Annotated in this window: 15 protein-coding genes and 3 pseudogenes; 9 read left to right on the top strand and 9 right to left on the bottom strand. The window is 67.2% G+C overall.

Features of this window, described 5'->3' with window-relative positions; genetic code table 11:
• The first annotated feature begins 2 nt into the window (after nt 1–2).
• On the top strand, nt 3–908 hold the full coding sequence (locus tag ACTWPT_RS50030; RefSeq protein ID WP_443184623.1) for a TauD/TfdA family dioxygenase: 906 nt from the start codon (nt 3–5) through the stop codon (nt 906–908).
• Here the strand turns inward: ACTWPT_RS50030 and ACTWPT_RS50035 are convergent.
• The 4 genes from ACTWPT_RS50035 to ACTWPT_RS50050 form a co-directional block, all read right to left on the bottom strand.
• Entirely contained in the window at nt 850–1,059 is a 210-nt protein-coding gene (locus ACTWPT_RS50035) for a DUF2397 family protein (RefSeq protein WP_443184624.1), read from the bottom strand. The genes ACTWPT_RS50030 and ACTWPT_RS50035 overlap by 59 nt on opposite strands.
• A gap of 335 nt (nt 1,060–1,394) precedes the next feature.
• The gene (locus ACTWPT_RS50040; RefSeq protein WP_443184625.1) at nt 1,395–2,621 is read right to left on the bottom strand and encodes an IS110 family transposase; all 1,227 of its coding nucleotides are present in this window, start codon (nt 2,619–2,621) and stop codon (nt 1,395–1,397) included.
• A 663-nt stretch (nt 2,622–3,284) separates the two neighbouring features.
• The gene (locus ACTWPT_RS50045) at nt 3,285–4,622 is read right to left on the bottom strand and encodes a tyrosine-type recombinase/integrase (RefSeq protein WP_443184626.1); all 1,338 of its coding nucleotides are present in this window, start codon (nt 4,620–4,622) and stop codon (nt 3,285–3,287) included.
• A 97-nt stretch (nt 4,623–4,719) separates the two neighbouring features.
• On the bottom strand, nt 4,720–4,938 hold the full coding sequence (locus ACTWPT_RS50050; RefSeq protein WP_443184627.1) for a hypothetical protein: 219 nt from the start codon (nt 4,936–4,938) through the stop codon (nt 4,720–4,722).
• Between the two features lie 161 nt (nt 4,939–5,099).
• On the opposite strand from ACTWPT_RS50050, the gene ACTWPT_RS50055 reads away from it, so the two are divergent.
• From ACTWPT_RS50055 to ACTWPT_RS50085, 7 genes and pseudogenes are all read left to right on the top strand, one after another.
• Nucleotides 5,100–6,092, top strand: a complete 993-nt coding sequence (locus ACTWPT_RS50055; RefSeq protein ID WP_443184628.1) for a hypothetical protein — start codon at nt 5,100–5,102, stop codon at nt 6,090–6,092.
• A 338-nt stretch (nt 6,093–6,430) separates the two neighbouring features.
• Nucleotides 6,431–6,985 (top strand): annotated as a pseudogene (locus tag ACTWPT_RS50060) (DUF1028 domain-containing protein); the annotation flags it as partial.
• The gene (locus ACTWPT_RS50065; protein WP_443184629.1) at nt 6,985–7,995 is read left to right on the top strand and encodes an amidohydrolase; all 1,011 of its coding nucleotides are present in this window, start codon (nt 6,985–6,987) and stop codon (nt 7,993–7,995) included. The pseudogene ACTWPT_RS50060 and the gene ACTWPT_RS50065, both read left to right, overlap by 1 nt.
• Before the next feature lie 157 nt (nt 7,996–8,152).
• Nucleotides 8,153–8,287 carry a hypothetical protein gene (locus ACTWPT_RS50070; protein ID WP_443184630.1) on the top strand — a complete coding sequence of 45 codons (135 nt, stop codon included), beginning with the start codon at nt 8,153–8,155 and terminating at the stop codon, nt 8,285–8,287.
• Between the two features lie 146 nt (nt 8,288–8,433).
• On the top strand, nt 8,434–8,562 hold the full coding sequence (locus tag ACTWPT_RS50075; RefSeq protein ID WP_443184631.1) for a hypothetical protein: 129 nt from the start codon (nt 8,434–8,436) through the stop codon (nt 8,560–8,562).
• Nucleotides 8,563–8,682: 120 nt separating this feature from the next.
• Entirely contained in the window at nt 8,683–9,102 is a 420-nt protein-coding gene (locus ACTWPT_RS50080) for an HIT family protein (protein ID WP_443184632.1), read from the top strand.
• A 1,015-nt stretch (nt 9,103–10,117) separates the two neighbouring features.
• The gene (locus ACTWPT_RS50085) at nt 10,118–12,022 is read left to right on the top strand and encodes an outer membrane protein assembly factor BamB family protein (RefSeq protein ID WP_443184633.1); all 1,905 of its coding nucleotides are present in this window, start codon (nt 10,118–10,120) and stop codon (nt 12,020–12,022) included.
• A gap of 512 nt (nt 12,023–12,534) precedes the next feature.
• Here the strand turns inward: ACTWPT_RS50085 and ACTWPT_RS50090 are convergent.
• The 5 genes and pseudogenes from ACTWPT_RS50090 to ACTWPT_RS50110 all read right to left on the bottom strand — a co-directional run bounded on the left by ACTWPT_RS50090 (nt 12,535) and on the right by ACTWPT_RS50110 (nt 16,564).
• Nucleotides 12,535–13,494 carry an ADP-ribosylglycohydrolase family protein gene (locus ACTWPT_RS50090; RefSeq protein WP_443184634.1) on the bottom strand — a complete coding sequence of 320 codons (960 nt, stop codon included), beginning with the start codon at nt 13,492–13,494 and terminating at the stop codon, nt 12,535–12,537.
• Between the two features lie 75 nt (nt 13,495–13,569).
• Nucleotides 13,570–14,433: an SDR family NAD(P)-dependent oxidoreductase gene (locus ACTWPT_RS50095; protein ID WP_443184635.1), complete on the bottom strand. Its 864-nt coding sequence runs from the start codon at nt 14,431–14,433 to the stop codon at nt 13,570–13,572.
• A 64-nt stretch (nt 14,434–14,497) separates the two neighbouring features.
• Complete coding sequence (locus ACTWPT_RS50100; RefSeq protein ID WP_443184636.1) at nt 14,498–14,872, bottom strand: NAD(P)H-binding protein; 375 nt, start codon at nt 14,870–14,872, stop codon at nt 14,498–14,500.
• A pseudogene (locus ACTWPT_RS50105) lies at nt 14,796–15,035 on the bottom strand (DUF1883 domain-containing protein); the annotation flags it as partial. The gene ACTWPT_RS50100 and the pseudogene ACTWPT_RS50105, both read right to left, overlap by 77 nt.
• A 131-nt stretch (nt 15,036–15,166) precedes the next feature.
• Nucleotides 15,167–16,564: a transposase gene (locus ACTWPT_RS50110; RefSeq protein WP_443184637.1), complete on the bottom strand. Its 1,398-nt coding sequence runs from the start codon at nt 16,562–16,564 to the stop codon at nt 15,167–15,169.
• 56 nt (nt 16,565–16,620) lie between these two features.
• Here ACTWPT_RS50110 and ACTWPT_RS50115 point away from each other — a divergent pair.
• Nucleotides 16,621–16,869, top strand: a pseudogene (locus ACTWPT_RS50115) (sigma factor); the annotation flags it as partial.
• Between the last annotated feature and the right edge of the window lie 3 nt (nt 16,870–16,872).

Consider the following 16,872-nt stretch of genomic DNA (forward strand, 5'->3'; position numbering starts at 1 on the left):
CCATGGACAAGATCACCTCAGGTGCGACCACGATCGCCGTGCTCGACGACGCCGCGCGCGGGCCCGCCGACGAGCTGCTCGTCCAGCACGGTGCCGTGCTGTTCCGCCGTCTCGGCATCGCCTCGCCCGCTGACTTCCACCGGTTCGTCAGCACGTTCGGGGAACCGTTCACCGACTACCGGCACGGCAACTCTCCCCGCGTGGCCGTGCAGACCGGCGTGTGGACCTCCACCGAGTACCCGGCGGAGTACGAGATCTCCCTGCACAACGAGCTGTCCTACGCCCACCGCTGGCCCTCGCGCCTGTTCTTCTACTGCGACCAGGCCCCCGAGACCGGAGGCGCGACGCCCGTCTCGGACTCCAGGGCCGTGCTGGCCGGCATCGCACCCGAGGTTCGCGAGCGCTTCGCCACCCGCGGCGTCGCCTACCTGCAGAACCTGCACAGGGGATTCGGCTTCGGCAAGTCCTGGCAGGAGACCTACGAGACGGCCGACCGGGCCGAGGTGGAGAAGGCGCTGGCGGAAACCGGCGCGGAGTTCCACTGGACCGATGATGAGGAGCTCAGAGTACGACAGGTCCGCCCGGCCATCCGGCGTCACCCCGTCACCGGCGAGGAGGTCTGGTTCAACCAGGCCGAGCAGTGGCACGTCTCCAACCTCCCGGACGACGAGGCCGATGCCCTGCTGGAGATGGCAGAGACCGACGAGGACCTGCCCCTCCAGTCCACCTACGGCGACGGCAGCCCGCTGGACGTGGTCGACCTCCAGCACATCCGCGACGTCGCCAAACGGAACGAATGCTCCTTCCCCTGGCAGGAAGGCGACGTCATGATGATCGACAACCTGCTCGTCATGCACGGCAGGCACGCTTACACCGGCCCGAGAAGGATCCTGGTGGCGATGATCTGAGCGCCCGCCGCAGATCCGCCGCCACGTCCTCGGGCCGGAGATGCACGATGAATCGTTCCTTCGCCCGCGCGAATGCGCGCAGGATCTCCCGGTAGAAGGCCGCGTTGGGCGCACTCAGGTGGGCGAAGGGCTCCTGAGACGGGAAAGCCATACCGACAGTTCCCTGCCCAAAGGGAGTGTCGTGGCCAATGTCGGTGGAAGATCATGGGGGACGAGCAGAATCTTTCCGCACGGCCACATCCCTCATGGTGACGCGGCTCGCGCCGGACATCAGGGCGCTTCTCGGACGTAGCGTAGGGATGACGCACACGACGGTCACGTGCTCGGTGCGTGCTCGTACGCCCCGTCACGCGCCATCAGGATCCGGCACTGGGGGACATGCAAAGTGCGCAGAGGCGGCATGAATAACCACCAAACAGTACAGTGCGGCACTAAAAGATCTTGCTTCTAATCCGACGATCGCAGACATCCGATCTGCCCAAGTTGTCAAGCCATGGCCTTCGATCGCGGTTGGAAGGCGACATCTTCGTTGTAGGTCACGCCCTTTTGCAGGCAGTGGTGAAGGCAGCCGAGCAGGCGGTTGAAGGTGTTGCGGAGCGCGCTGGAGTGTCGCTGGCCGTCGTCTCGGCGGCGGTCGTAGTGGGCTCTGGGGCCTGGTGCTCGTAGGGAAGCGAAGGCCCAGACGTAGCCGGCGGCGGCCAGGCGCTGATTCTTCACCTTGCGGTGGTGGACGACCAGGCTCTTGCCCGAGGCGCGGGTGATCGGGGCCGATCCTGCATACGCCTTCAGCGCGCGGGCGTCGGCGAAGCGGGAGCGGTCATCGCCGAGTTCGGCGAGCACCCGGGCGCCGGTGAGATCGGCCAGGCCCGGGAAGCTGGTGATGACGGCCGCGTCCGGGTGCTGGTGGAAGGCCTCGCTGGTGGCTTCGGCGAGATCGTCAGCAGCGCGGCATGCCGCATCCAGCTGCAACAGCAAGGCTTGGGTCTGGCGGCCGAGCGCTGCTTCGACCGGTGGGAGCTGGCGAAGGTGTTCTTCACCGAACAGCGCCTGCAGCCGCTCAGCCCAGGTGGCGATGTTGCGCTGCCGGCCCGAGGCGCGCAGCAGGGCGTGCAACCTGCGGGCGGTGAGCTTGGCGGCCGCGGTGGGCGTAGGCGCCGCCTGCAGGACGGCACGAGCCTCGCGGGAGGTCAGGCCGATGTTCTTGACGTGGAAGGCCGTCAGCGCCGCGGGGAAGTACTCCCGCAGCAGCGAGCGCAGCTGGTTGGCCAGCTGCTGCCGGCTCCAGACCGCGTCTTGTTGCGCCCGGGCCAGCACGGCGATCGCCTGGACCAGCTCGGAGTCCTGCGGCAGCGGCCGGTGGCAGGCCGCGTCCACGCGCAGGATGTTGGCCAAGGTCATGGCGTCGGCGTGGTCGGACTTGGCGCGGGCGACGGTGTGACGTTCGCGGTAACGGGCCACAGCCAGCGGGTTGATCGCATACACCTTGCGCCCGGTGGCCCGCAGGCAGGACACCAGCAGCCCACGCCCGGTTTCGATCGCGACAGGGATCGGGTCGTCGGGACGGTCACCGTGCTCGGCCAGCAACTCGACCAGGACCCGCCAGCCGTGGGCATCGTCGCTGATACGCCGCTTGGCCACCAGCTTGCCGCCTTCATCGACCAAGGCCACGTCGTGGTGGATTTCGCTCCAGTCGATTCCGCATGTCACCGTCACCGGCGCCTCCTTCGTTCGGTCATCGGCCCAGGTGAGCCGCGCAGGGGCACGCCACGCCCTCATGAGAGAGCTCGACGGCTCGACATCCGATCAGCAGTTCGTGGCCCCAGCCCGCCGCAGGTCCGCGTTCTGCGCAAGGGCTCGAGCGCCCTGGTAGATACGAGCGGTCTCTCCTGCGGCTGGCTCACGCCACGATCCTGGCCAAAAAGCGACTGACGGGTGGCGGCCGAGAGAGACCGAGATGCACGGCCTTAGCAGAGGACTCCAGGTCCAGTATCGACTCAGGCATTCACTCGGTCCCCGTCGACCACCACCCGCCAGGCCCTCGCCCCATTCGCACGGCCTGCGGTCAGGAGTCAAGCTCCGATTCGAATCAAGGCATCTGAGGCGAGTGCCCGAGTCGGCGAAACTCGGGGTCGTACACAGTCATTAGGTTCGAATCCTGCAGGGCGCGCTTTGATCATGATCTGACCTGCAGTGATGCGGGATCGGATGCGTTCTAGAATTTTCGTCTAGCGTTTGTGTGCTCCGTGCGTGCTCGGTTGCACCAACCCTGCACATTCCATGATCCATTCGGCATTGCCGACTGCTGCGGGAAGAGCAGCGGCCCCGCCTCGCCACAAGTAGGCGGCGAGTGCGGGGCCGGATGCTTAATCCGCCTGTTCAGCTTCTCAGTGAGATGAGTTTGCCCGGTTCGGCGTGGTCTTCCTCGCCGAAGAGCAGGGCAGCGGTCTTCTCGGCCGCCGCGGTGGCCACCTGCGGGTAGACCGAGGTGTAGGTGTCGGCGGTGAACGCACTCGAGGTGTGGCCGAGCGTTTCCTGTACCACCTTCATCTCCACCCCTGCCGCCAGCATCAGCGAGGCGGCGCCGTGGCGCAGGTCATGCAGCCGGATGGGCGGCAGGTCCGCGAGGTAGGCCAGCCACAAGAACTGGTCGGAGACGTGCTGCGGGTGCAGGCGGCTGCCGTCGGGCTGGGTGAACACGAAGTCGGTGTGCGTCCAGGCCTCGCCCATCGATAGGCGTTCCTGGAGTTGCTGTTGGCGGTTGGCGCGCAGGACGTGGGTGGTGTCGGTGTCCAGGGCGATGGTCCGTACCGAGGCGTCGGTCTTCGGGGTGCCCTCGTGGACCTGCCAGGCCAGCTGCACGAGCTGCCAGTTCACGGTCAAGGTCTGGCCGTCGAGATCGACTTCCTTCCATCGCAGTCCGCACGCTTCGCCCCGGCGCAGCCCGCGCAGCGCGATCAGCTGGTAGAGGGCGAACAGGCGATGCGCTTTGGCTTCTTGGAGGAACCGGCGGGTGTGCGCGGGCGTCCACACCATGACCGGGGAGGGGCGCGGCACGCTGGTGTAGGCGTCGATCGGGTCGACCCGCCGCCCGCCCCGGTGTCGCTTTTCCGTCTCCCGGTAGCTGCGGTAGTCCTGCTGCCGGGCGCGGACCCAGTCCTCGGTCCACACCACAGGTCTGGGCCGGGTCTTGGCTGGCATCTCCAGCACGGCGGCGGGGTTGAAGTCGATCAGCCGGTCCTGGCGCATCGCCATGTTGAGTGCGTGGCGGAGGGTGGCGCGGATGTTGTGCATGGTGGTGACGCTGATCGGCCGCCGATATTTGACGCTGGCCCGCACCGCTGGGTCGGGGTCGGCGCGGCGGTCGGCGATGCTGTCGTTGAACTCCTCGATCTGCTCGAACATCAACGCGATGTCGCTGACCTTGAGTTGCTCCAGCCGCAGCCGCCCCAGGTACGGGGTGAGGTAGAGCCGGATGCGGCCTTCGTAGGAGCGGCGTGTGGTTTCCTCGATCTTCCGTTTGCGGTTGAGGAACTCCGCCAGCCACTGCTCGACGGTGATCTCCTGGGTCAGATGCTGCCCGGTCTTGACCTTGCTGCGGACCGTCTCCACGTTGGGCAGCGTGTCGGTCTCGGCCAGCGTGCGTTTGATCAGGTCGGCGATCTGGGTGCGGGTGGCGGGCTCACGCGGATCGGCCAGCGCCAGCAGATCGCGCACCCGGCCGAGTTCGGCCTCGGCTCCGGGAAGGGCAGGTTCTGGCCTGTTCCGGTGAGGTAGGTGCAGTTCGCCGGGCCGTGGTGTGTGGCGTGGTCGATCATCGCCGGGGAGGGGTCGAGGCGGGTGATATGGCCGCTGGGGCTGACCACGGGGACAGGATGCGGGTCAGGTAGCCGGTGCCGTAGCCCACGTCGAGGACGCGGTCACCGGCTCGTGGCCGCGCGGTGGCGGCCAGGCGGGTGAAGGCGGCGCGCCGGCCGCCGAGGTAGGCGATTGAGGCGAAGATCTCGTAGGCGCGCGGCCGATCGATGGTCATCGGGTGGGCGCTTCTACGGTGTGGCTCATCTTGCAGAGGGCCGGTATCGATCCCGACGCCGCGACGCTCGGGACCGATCTGGGGTGAGTTCCTTCGCGCTCAAACAATTGGGAGCCTAGCGTAGTTGGACAACTACCCCTGAGAGCTGGCACGGTGTCCTGATGCGTCTTGTCAGGGGATTTTTCGCGGGTTTGTTAGTTTTGGTTGGTTGCCTGGTGGCGATCATCGCCGTACCTGTGCGGTGGGCCGATGGCCAGTTGCAGACCGATGCATACGGAAACACGGTGGCTCCGCTATTGCAGGATCGGGAGCTGCAACGCCTGTTGGCCAATACCGCGTTCGACGCGGCCAACGAGAAGGGCTACGCGGTTCCGCGCCGATGGAAGGACCTCGTCCATACCCAGATGGCCACTATCCTCGCTACCGCAGAGGCGCGGCAGATCTGGCTGGACGCGAACCTGGCGGCGCGCGATCTTGTGGTGGACGGCACAGGCACCAAGATCGTGGTCGACACCGGCGACCTGATCGACTATGTCCGCAAGAGACTGAAGGCCCACGGCATCAACACGCCGCGGGCGCCAAGTGAGGCGGACACCCGGCTCACGCTGGTCGACTCACCGGAGATCGCTCAGGCCCGGGAGTCGGCCAACCTGCTGCACACGCTGGCCGGCGTCCTGCCAGTGACCGCGCTCGGCGTACTGGGGCTCGCCATCCTGATCGCACGGCGGCGATTCGTGACGTTGGCTTCGGCCGGCTCCGCGGTCGCGCTCGGCATGGGTGGTGCGATGTTCGCGCTGGACGCCGGCAAGGATCAGCTGCTCAGCAACAGCGCCTTCGCGGCCCACAAGGTGACCGGTGCACTGGTAACGGCGGTCTACGACGCGTTCGGGAACTCATTGCGCGCGGATCTGTTCGGCGCCCTCATCGCCGCGGTCGTTGTTGGTGCGGCGGGTGTGGTGTTGGCCATCGTGGTCCCGCTGCTTCGTCGGCGTTCCAGCGCCGCAGAGCAGGCAGCGGACCAACCACACGAACCACGGGGGGACGGCGCACCCATGCAGCCGGGGTACGAGCAGCCGTACGCGCAACAGCAGTACCAGTCAGCACCCAACGAATCGCAACAGTCGTACTCAGAGTCGAGCTGGAGACGACCCTAACTAGATCCATGCAATCCGGCAGGACGGCCCTTCGCGGAAGGGTGCGGATCCTTTCCAGGGAGCTGATGCGGCACCAGTTCGAGGATCGGGTCTTCGATGTGGTCGCGGCCATTTTGGTGGCGAGGGCAGAGGACGTGCGATAAACCTGATGTCGTGGACATTGGCAGGGGTCTGCGGTTCAGTGTTCTGGGGCCGTTGCGGGTGGTCGACACCGACGGGCCCATTGCGATTACCGCGGGGAAACAACGGGTGGTTTTGGCCACCCTTCCCCTCCACGCCGGACAAGAGATCTCCTACGACCAGCTGACGGATCGCGTCCTCCGGACGGGGCCGGCGGGGCCGCGTCCCAGAACGTCACCGATCCCCGCCTGGGCGCCAAGCTCCTCGACGCGCTCGAAGGCGGCCTAACCCCGGAGAAGGCGCTGGCGGAGGTCGTCGCGGCGACGCCGGAGGCCGGCTACCGGCAGCTCACGGTGCTGAATCTCGCGGGCGAGTCCGCGGTGTTCTCGGGTGCCCGTGCGCTCGGCGTCGTCGCTGAGTGTCGCGGCCGATCGGTGGTCTCGGCGGGAAACTTGCTCGCCACGCCGGGCGTCATCGATACCGCGGTCCAGAGGTTCGAGTCAGCGGAGGGAGAGCTCGAGCTCCGGCTCCTCGCCGCGCTCGAAGCCGGGCTGTCGGTCGGCGGCGAGGCCGGCCCGCTCCATTCGGCGGGACTGTCCGTGGTCCGAGCGACGCCATGGCGCGAGACCGACCTGCGTGTCGACTGGAGCGACAAGCCGATCGCCGAGCTGCGGCGCCTGGTCGAGATCTGGCTACCGCAGCGGGACGACTACGTGGCTCGGGCACTGCGTCCCGGGGACGCACCGAGCTACGGCGTGCCGGGAGACGAGTGATGGTCAAGCAGGCGGTCGCGGATGCTGTGGCCAAGCGACATGACCGGCTCGTGGCCCTGTCGGAGCGGCTGCACGCCCACCCGGAGACGGCCTGGGAAGAGCACAAGGCGGTCCGCTGGGTCGCGGACGCATTGGATGAGGCGGGCTTCGAGGTGAGGACCGGCTACCTGGGCCTGGAGACCGCGTTCCACGCGACCGCGGGGTCCGGCCCCTTCCGGCTCGGCATCTGCGCCGAGTACGACGCCCTGCCGGGACTCGGGCACGCGTGCGGGCACAACCTGATCGCGGCCAGCTCGGTGGGCACCGCGGCGGCGCTGGCACCGCTGGCCAACGAGCTGGGATTGACCGTCGAGGTCTACGGCACCCCTGCCGAGGAAGGCGGCGGCGGCAAGATCGAGCTGCTCGACCGGCGGGCGTTCGCCGGCCTTGACCTGGCGATGATGGCGCACCCTGCGCCGGTCGACGTCGCGGAGGCACGTCCCTTCGCGGTGTCGCACACCCACGTGTCCTACCGGGGCAAGGCGGCTCACGCCGCGGCATACCCCGAGCAGGGCGTGAACGCCGCGGACGCCTTCACGGTCGCGCAGGTGGCGATCGGCCTGCTGCGCCAGCAGCTTCCGCACACGGTGCGGGTGCACGGGGTCGTGACCCGTGGTGGCGAGGCGCCGAATGCGATCCCCGAGCGCACGGAGGGCCGTTGGTATGTCCGCGCCGAGACGCTGGCCGAGCTAGCCGAGGTGGAGCCGAAGGTGCGGCGTTGCTTCGAGGCCGGCGCGCTGGCGACCGGGTGTGAGCTCGAGCTCGTTCCGGAGAGCAAGCCGTACGCGGAGTTCCGGGCGGACGAGGCCGCGCTGGCGGCGTACCGCCGCAACGCCGTGGCCCTGGGGCCCGAGTTCGCCGGGGGCGGGATGGCGTCGCGGATGAATCGGCTTCCACCGATATGGGCAATGTGTCGCAGGTGGTGCCGGCCATCCACCCCTACATCGGGATCGACTCACTGCCGGCCCTGAACCATCAGATGGAGTTTGCCGCTCACTGCGTGGGTGCGGCGGCCGAGCGTGCGATCCGCGATGCCGCGACGGCGTTGGCGTGGACGGCGATAGACGTGGTGGCGGAACGAAGGCGGACCGGTGACAGCGCTGGAGGAGTCCGCAGTGCGCGTGGAGCGTGACCTCCTGGGCGAGCGAACGGTCCCGCATGACCGCCTACCGGGGCGTGCACACGTCGCGGGCGCAGGAGAACTTCCCGATCAGCGGATACTCCTGCACCGGCACCGCCAGCTTGTCGCGGCGGTCGGCGTGAAGCAGGCTGCGCTAGGGCCAACCACGAGTTCGGCCTGCTCTACGATGTGATCGCGGAGGCGATCGGCAAGGCCTGCAGTGAGGTGCGTGCCGGGTCTCTGGACAGTCAGTTCGTCGTTGATGTGACGCGCGGGCACCTCGACCAACATGAACGCCAACGAGGTCATCGCGAACCGGGCGCTGGAGATCCTGGGGGCAGAGCCTGGCGACGACGTCCAGGTGTCCGGCCGTCTCGGCGCCCGGGAGATCGTGTGCGGTGCCGTGGATGAGGACTGAGGCCGGCTTCGACCACCGCTCGACGGCACGGGTCACAGTGAGGCTCTGGACGCGCCCCGCTCTCCTGAGCCTGATCCGCGTCGCTACGCTCTGGCTTGATCAAGTGGAGGAAAGGCGGTCATGACCGAAACCTGTACATTCTGCGGCATCATTGCTGGAGAGATCCCCGCGGAGATCGTCTACTCCGACGAGCACGTGGTCGCCTTCCTTGACATCTCGCAGGCGACTCGCGGTCACACCCTGGTCGTCCCCCGCGAGCACTGTCGCGACCTGACCGACATCGGCCCGGACCGGGCGGGCCTGCTGATGCGGGGTGCTGTGTACACCGCCGCCCTGCTGCGGCGCGCGCTGGAACCGGGCGGGATGAACATCTGGCACGCTACCGGCCCTACGGCCTGGCAGACCGTGTTCCACTTCCACCTTCACCTGCTTCCCCGCTACACCCCGAAGGATCTCAGGCAGGCATGGACGCATCGGGAACTGCCGCTGTCGTCGCTGTCGCCACTCGCCGATCACATCAGGACCGCCGCAGCGTCCTGAGAGAGGCGTCACTCCGGCGCCGGGAGCGCGGGATCCATTCCGGGGAGCCGTGATGCAATGATCGAATAGGGTGTCGGCCGCGCTCGGTGCGTGCTCGCACGCCCCGTCACACGCCGGCAGAACCCGGCATTGCCTAACACACAAAACGCGCTGAGACGGCACGAACCATCACCCAATGGCACAACGCGACATCAAAGGATCTTGCTTCTAATCCGACGGTCGCAGGTTCGAATCCTGCAGGGCGCGCTTTGATCATGTCCTGACCTGCGGAAACGCGGATCGGATGCGTTCTAGAATATACGTCTGGCGCCAGCGTGCTCCGTGCGTGCTCGTGTGGACCAACCCTGCACACACCATGATCCATTCGCCCTCCTCGGGGTTCTACGGAAGAGCAGCGGCCCCGCTCCGCCGCGAGAAGGTGGCGACTGCGGGGCCGGATGCTTATCCGACTGTTCAGCCTCGTAGCGAGATGAGTTTTCCGGACTGTGTCTGGTCTTCGTCGCCGAGGAGCAGGGCGGCGGTCTTCTCGGCTGCGGCCGCTGCCTGTGGGGCTCGGAAAGTCGTCGCCGCTGGTCAAGAGGCGTAGCGGTACTCGTTGATGGCGCCGCCGACGATGCGGGTGCGCAGGAGTCTGTGCCTCTTCGAGGCCGTGCACGGTGGCGGGCTGCTGGTGGGCGTCGGGTGGTAGCTGATAGCGGCCCCGATGGGGGCGGTGCCTAATATTCAGTCACTACGTCTGACCTGTGGCTTCGCTAGACATGCGGAAACCTCGGTGCTTCGAATTGAGCGACTGCACAAGTCGTTTTGAGCGATCGCTTAGACAGTGACGCTCAAGATCCACACGTCTGCCAAGAGCCGCAGGTCACCACGTGAATCGAGTATTCGATCCCCCACCCACAAGGCGGCGTCCCCCCAGGGACGAGGTCAAGGCTGCCGCTCAAGGTTGATTGATTCTGGCCTCTTATGATACGAATTGCGCGAATATCGGACTGGTCCGTAAATGGAAGGCACCCCCATGCCGTTCAACGCAGTCGTCACGGCCGTCATGGCCGCCGTCCTGACGACCGGCGCACCGGCGCCGGTCGTCGAGGACCTGGGGCCCGCGTCGTCGGTCACCTCGATCAATGGGTCGGAGTTCGTCGGCGACAAGCTCTACGTCGCCACCGGCGGCATCAAACCGACCAGGATCGGCGCCTACGACCCCGCTCAGCGCAAGGTCACCTCTATCACCGAGCTGCCCTCGGGCGATGGTGCCTGGGCCACCGCCGTCGTCGGCACCGACCTCTACGTCGGCACGTACACGCCCGGCGACATCCACAAGGTGGACACCACCTCCGGGACGGCCACGAAGGTCGCCGACGTCAAGCCGGACAACTTCGTCTGGTCCATGGCCGCTTCCGGCGACGGCAAGCTCTACGCGGGCACCTACCCGGGCGGCAGGGTCGTCGAATACGACACCGCCACCGGCCAGACCCGCGACTTCGGCCAGGCGGCCGCTGGCGAGCAGTACGTTCGCAGCATCGCTGTCGACGACACCACGATCTACGCCGGAGTCGGCGCACACGCGCATCTGATCGCCATCGACCGGGCCACCGGAGCCAAGCGCGAGATCCTCCCGCCCGAGCTGGCCGACCGCACATTCGTCGCCACGCTCACCTCGAAGCAGGGGCTGCTCGCGGCCGGCCTGTCGGCGACCGGTGACATGCTGCTCATGGACACGGTAGACCCATCGAAGTACACGCTGGTCGACGCGCCAGGCGACTCCTACGTGACTGCCATCGAGATCGACGCGGCCAACAACGACGTCTACTTCGGTACGCGTCCCTCGGGCACGCTCTACCGCTACGACCGCGACACCGCCGAGCTGGAGAAGCTGGTCGTGCCGTACGACGGGGCGTATTTCAACCGGATCTTCCTGCGCGGCGGCAAGGTCGTCGCGGTGCTCACCAGCCAGGTCGTCGAATACGACCCGGCCACCAAGGAGCTGACCGGCGTCGATCTCACCCAGGCCGGCATGCCGCCCGCGCCGGAACTCGCCATGGCCATCACGGCAACCGAGGATCAGGTACTCGTCAGCGGCAAGGCCGGGGTCCAGGTGCACGATCTGGCCACCGGCACGAGCACGCGCACCTTCTTGCCAGGCGAGGCCAAGGTGATGACCCCGATCCGCGACCAGGTCTACCTGTCCGTCTATACCCTGGCGTACCTGTTCAGCATGCGGCCTGACGGCTCCGACCTGCAGCGCCTCACCCGCGTCGGCGCCGACCAGAACCGCCCGCTGGCCGCGCACTACGACGAGCGTACCCGCCGCCTGTTGGTCGGCACCCAGCCGGAGTACGGCCTGCACGGTGGCGCCCTGGCCCTCTACGACCCGCACAAGAACGCCGTCGAGGCCTTCCGCGATGTCGTCGAGAACCAGTCGATCAGTGCGATCACCAGCTTGCTCGGCACCGCCTACGTGGGCAGTGAGATCTACGGCGGCCTCGGCACTACTCCGATCGAACCCGAGGCCAAGCTCGCCGCCTTCGACCTGCGCACCAAGCAGGTCCGGTGGAGCCTGGTTCCCGTGCCAGGAGCCAAGCGGATCAGCGCGCTGACCGAGCAGCGCGGCAAGCTGTACGGCATCGCCTCCACCGGAGTCATCTTCGAGCTCGACCCCTGGGCAAAGAAGGTCACCAGGACCGTCCCGGTGCCGGTGACAGGTGGGGGCAGCGGCTCGCTGGTCGAGGCCGGCGGCAAGATCTACGGCACCGACGGCAACCAGGTCTACCGCCTGGACACCAGGACCATGACCGTTTCCACGGTCGTGTCCGGACTAGCCGCCCAGGCGTACGGCGCGCAACCGCTGCTGGCGGCGTCGCCTGACGGCAGCAGCCTCTACGCGCTCAAGGCACGCAACCTCGTTCGGATCAAGCTCTAGGACGCTGGATTTAAGTAGGCCATCCTGGCCGAGGGCTTCGGGTGAGCTTGCGCCCGCACGGAGCGTCTGGGCGTTGGAGCACGCGCCGAGCACGGCGGCAGCGCCGTGTGGAGCGCCAGCATGGTCTGGGGTGCGGGGCTCAGGCCGTGGAGCCATAACGTAATGATCGAATAGGGCGTCGACCGTGCTCGGTGCGTGCTCGCGTGCCCCGCCACGCCCCGTCAGGGCTCGGCACTGCCGGGCATGCGATGTGCGCGAAGGCGGCACGTATCACCACCAAACGGCACGGTACGACGGTAAAGGATCTTGCTTCTAATCCGACGGTCGCAGGTTCGAATCCTGCAGGGCGCGCACAACTCAACCAGCAGAAGAGGGCCTCTGCCCCGCGGTAACGCCGGTCAGGGGCCCTCTTCTTGTGTCCGGTGGTGTACGGCTATCGCCATGCATCACCGGGTGATCCTTCCCAATGCCTTCCCAAGGGATCAGAAGGGTGCGATGCCATGCCCGACTGCCTACGGGGTGGGCTCAGGGGCGAGTGGCGGGGCACCTGCCCAGTCCGGCAGGGGTTCGCAGCGTCTCTTCCACTGCGGTGGCAGGCGGATGCCCTCGGCAACGGCGACGATGCCCCCGACGATGGCGCAGGTGGTATCGACGTCCCCTCCGGCCACCGCTGTGGTCCATATGGCCGCCTCGTAGTCGTGGCGTTGGCGGGCTGCCACCCAGAGGGTGAACGGCACGGTGTCGTGCGCGGTGACCTGTCGTCCGTTCCCGAGCATCTGGGCGGCGAGCGAGGGGTCGCTGATGGTGAGGAGTTGCCGGGCCTCGGCGATGCCGTCGCGAACCATGCTCGCGGGTACGTGTTCGCTGATGTGATCGAGGAAGTGTCCGGAGGGCAGGTCGGGTTCTGTTGCGGTTACGGCTGTCGCCACCGCTATGGCCACGGCGCCGGCCACTGCCTCGGGATGGGTGTGGGTGACCTGTGCCGACAGGGTGGCTTGGTGGACGACTTCGGTCAGGTCGTCGGCGAACCAGGCGCCAAGTGGTGCCACTCGCATCGCGGCGCCGTTGCCCCATGAGCCCTTGCCGTCGAAAAGCTCGGCAGAAAGCGCCCGCCAGTCGCCTCCTTCGCGTACGAGCCGGAGCATCCGGTTCGTCGCCGGACCATATCCGCGGTCGAAGTTATGGCGGCTGGCGAAATCAGTAGCTAGCTCGTCCTGATCGATGGCGCCGTGATCCGCCAGGACACGGTAGATGGTGCACGCCATCTCGGTGTCGTCCGTCCACTGCCATGGGCCGGGTGGAAGAGAGCGAGAGGAGAGGGCGTGACGATTGGCCGGGACGAAGAATTGGGAACCGAAGGCGTCGCCGAGAGCCAAGCCATGGAGTGAGGCTGTGGCTCGTGCAAGGAGGTGAGCTGACATCGCTCTCATTGTGAAGTACGTCGGCTGTTCGCCGACGTACTTCACGCTCATCTTTCGCTGATCCCGGGACGTCACTCAATCACGGAGCTGTAGGCATGCATCGTTTCCTCATGCATGGTCCCGTCATCACCCAGCGCCTGAGCGATACGTCGTTTCGCGGCCTCGTCTTGTCCTGCGACGCACTTGGCATAGATGCGCAGCAGGACCTCCACGCTGTGTCCGGCCCAGGCCGCGACCTGCGTGGCGGGCACGCCCGCGTTGAGCCACGTGGAGACGCAGGCGTGGCGTAGGTCGTAAGCCCGCTTGGCCAGTGGTGAGGCGGCCTGGTTGGGCGTCAACGCGTCTCTGCGGGCCTTCGCCCATACGCGGCGGTAGGTGATGTCCGGCAGCTCGCCGCCGCGCGTGCTTCTCACCCATCTCGCTACGGGCGATGAAGGCGGCGATGGACAGCGTGCCAGCGTAGATGCCGGATGGGGCCAGCTCACCGTTGAGGGAGTACAGCCAGTTGCGGGCGGCGGCCATAAGCGGGCCGACGCCGCTGAGGTGAGGCATGGGGTGGCCGGCTGTGGCGCCGGTGGTCATGAGGAAGGCACCGTCGCCGCGTTCAGTCCATTCTGGTAGCACGGCGCGGACCACCTCGACCGGGGTGAGCAGCAGCAGCGGGCTGTCCTTTTGCAGGGTGGCCGCGTCCAGTTGCGCGGCCGGGACGAAGGTCTGCTCGGTGCTGATCGGTCCGTACTCGACGACGTCGATGCGGCCGAAACGGTCGCGGATGGCCGCGACTACGGCGGGCACCCCGGTGGGCTGCGACAGGTCGGCGCTGAAACCGGCCACCTCGATGCCGTCGGCGGTGAGTTGCTCGACGAGCGCGTCGAGGCGGTCCTTGCGGCGGGCCACCAGGGCGACGCTGAAGCCCTCGCGGGCGAAGCGGCGGGCGACGGAGGCGCCGAGGCCCGTCCCGGCGCCGAAGATCGCGATCACTTTGGACATGGAGGTTCTCCTCAACTGGTGCGGAAACGAGGGGTGTGGGCGGTTGTGGGTTGCAGGGCGAGCGTTAGCCGCGTGCGTTCCAGACGAGCGGGGTTTTGCCGATCCAGGTGCCCTGCTCGACGGTGTCCAGGAGGAAGCGGGCGAGGTCGGCGCGGTAGATGCGGGTACCTGGCTTGTCCGTACCCGCCTCGGCGGCCCGTACCTGATCATCGACCGGCTTGTCAGTGAGCATCACGGCCCTAGCAAGGGTCCAGTCGATGCCGGACGCGCGCACGACTTGGTCGACGCCATTGTGATCGGTCCAGACGGCCTTGAGATTCGACAGCTGGATGAACGCCCGGAACGGCCGGCGGGCGACGCGGTCAGTCGAAGACCTCGGTGAACTGGACCCTGACCCGCCGGCCATTGCTGTCGACGAGGAGATACCAATAGCCGTCATAGGGCACCTCCAGGACGACGGGGCTGACGTCAAAGAAGCCGCCGTAATCCTCGTACTCGTCACCGTCGAGATATGCCTGGTAGTCGTCGACGTCCATGAGACACACTCTGGCGGCCGAGCCGCGCAGCTCCACCTCGAAGCAGGCGCCGCCTGCGCGAGATCCGAGGTCCCAGTAGAGATGCTCCGCACGTCATTAGTAGCGGGTCACGCAATGGGCAGGAAGCCGGGTGCGGATCCGCGCTGTCCCCGAGTTCATGTTCCACGAGCCGCTGCCGAGGCCGGAGTTCCAACGGCTCAGTATGGCTCCGGGCCGAGACAAGTCCCGGTCTCGTGCACCTGGTCCGACGGTGGGGGGTCGATGAGCACATCGCTGCCCCAGTCGGTGAAGTCGACCTCGGTCACGATGGTCTTGGGCTGATTGTCCTCGGCCATGGGATCGGTCGAGGTGAGGCGCACCCGACGGGGAAGCCGGTCCGGTCCGACCCACAGCTGCCAGGAGATCTGTGTCAAGTCGTTCCGCTTGCGAAATTGGGCGGCGATCACGGGGTCGTCGTGTGGAGCCGCGATGGCGAACTCCGTCAGTGAGCTGCTCCCGGCGTGCACGACGGTGGCAACTCCGTCGATGGCCTCCCCCGAAGAGGGAGCCGGGGCCGCCAGTTTTCGCAGCACCTCGGGTGTGACGAGGCTGCGTACGCCGAGCGAGCCGATGGCGCGCAACAACTGCTCGCACCTGGAGCTGCGGCCATGAAGCCAGGACTTGCCCGCAGGAACGTCCTGCCGATCAGCCCGGTACTGGTAGGTGCCGGAGCCTGCGATCGTGATCGTCCTGGTCGTCATGTAGGACAGGTCGGTCGGGACAACGCTTTTCAGCTCATCGGGGACATTGGTCCGGTAGTAGGTCGCGGTCAGGTCGGAGGCGGTCGCGCCGAGGACGCCAGTGGCGCGGCTCTCGCTGTATTCGCCGATGTTGACCAGCGCGACGGAGTCGTCCTCCGCTGGAGGGGTGAACACTTTCTCGCCGTAGTCCAGGCGGACCAGCCTGGTGACCTTCACACCGGTCGAGTCCTTCATCCGCTGAGTCACCGCCTCTGCGGGCGTTCGCGCCGTGACCGCATCGCCGCCTCCGCAGCCGGCCGTTAGGGCGAGCATCAGGACGATCGTTGTGATCCTCGGTAACGCCACCCGATGATCATATGGGTTGCCTGGCGAGACTTGGCGGCCGCGCGCGACGAACTGCCCGTCGACGCGCGTGAGGCTGCGGTGCGGCTGTTCGCTATGCAGCGCGACGTGATCCGGCTGCGCCTCGAGCGCACGTGAGCCCGCCGAGCTGACCGACGCCGTCCTAGCGATGCGCGCGCCGTACACCGCGCGGGGCAGGAACGGCAGCTGCACGACGATCCCGAGCGTGACGAAGCAGTTGCCACGGCTGGTCTTCTTCGAGCCGGTGGCCGACCCGTCGTACTGCCAGAACGCCCCATGCACCTGCTTACCTGAGCGGCGTGTGACGCTGTCGTCGATCGCCACGATCAGCGGTGCGTCCGGCTCCACCAGCGTCGCGATGATGAGCCGGGCCAGCACCAGCCCGACGTGGTCGATGCACCAGGCCGCGCGGGAGAAGAACCGGTGCGCGCGTTCGTGCCGCCAGGCCAGGTTCATGCCCGCGCCGATCAGCATCCCGGTGACCGTGCGCATCCGGGTACAGGCCACCAAACCCGTGGCCAAAGCGACGAACACGCTACGACCGGTTACGACATTCAGCCTTCCTGCTCACGGGAGGCCGTGCGACCGCCGAAGACGTTGTGCAGACCGCGCTGGCGAAGGCCTGGGTGGCATGGGGCCGGATCAAGACCAACCCCGATTCCTACGTGCACCGCATCGTCGTGAACACCCACATCTCCTGGTGGCGCCGGAAATGGCGCGAAGAGCTGCCCTTCGTAGGCATGCTCGAGGAGCCCGACCCTATCGGCGGAGTCCGCACCCCTGAAGCCATGCCTTAGGGG

It is taken from the genome of Nonomuraea sp. 3N208, from assembly GCF_052245935.1.
Taxonomy (GTDB): Bacteria; Actinomycetota; Actinomycetes; order Streptosporangiales; family Streptosporangiaceae; genus Nonomuraea.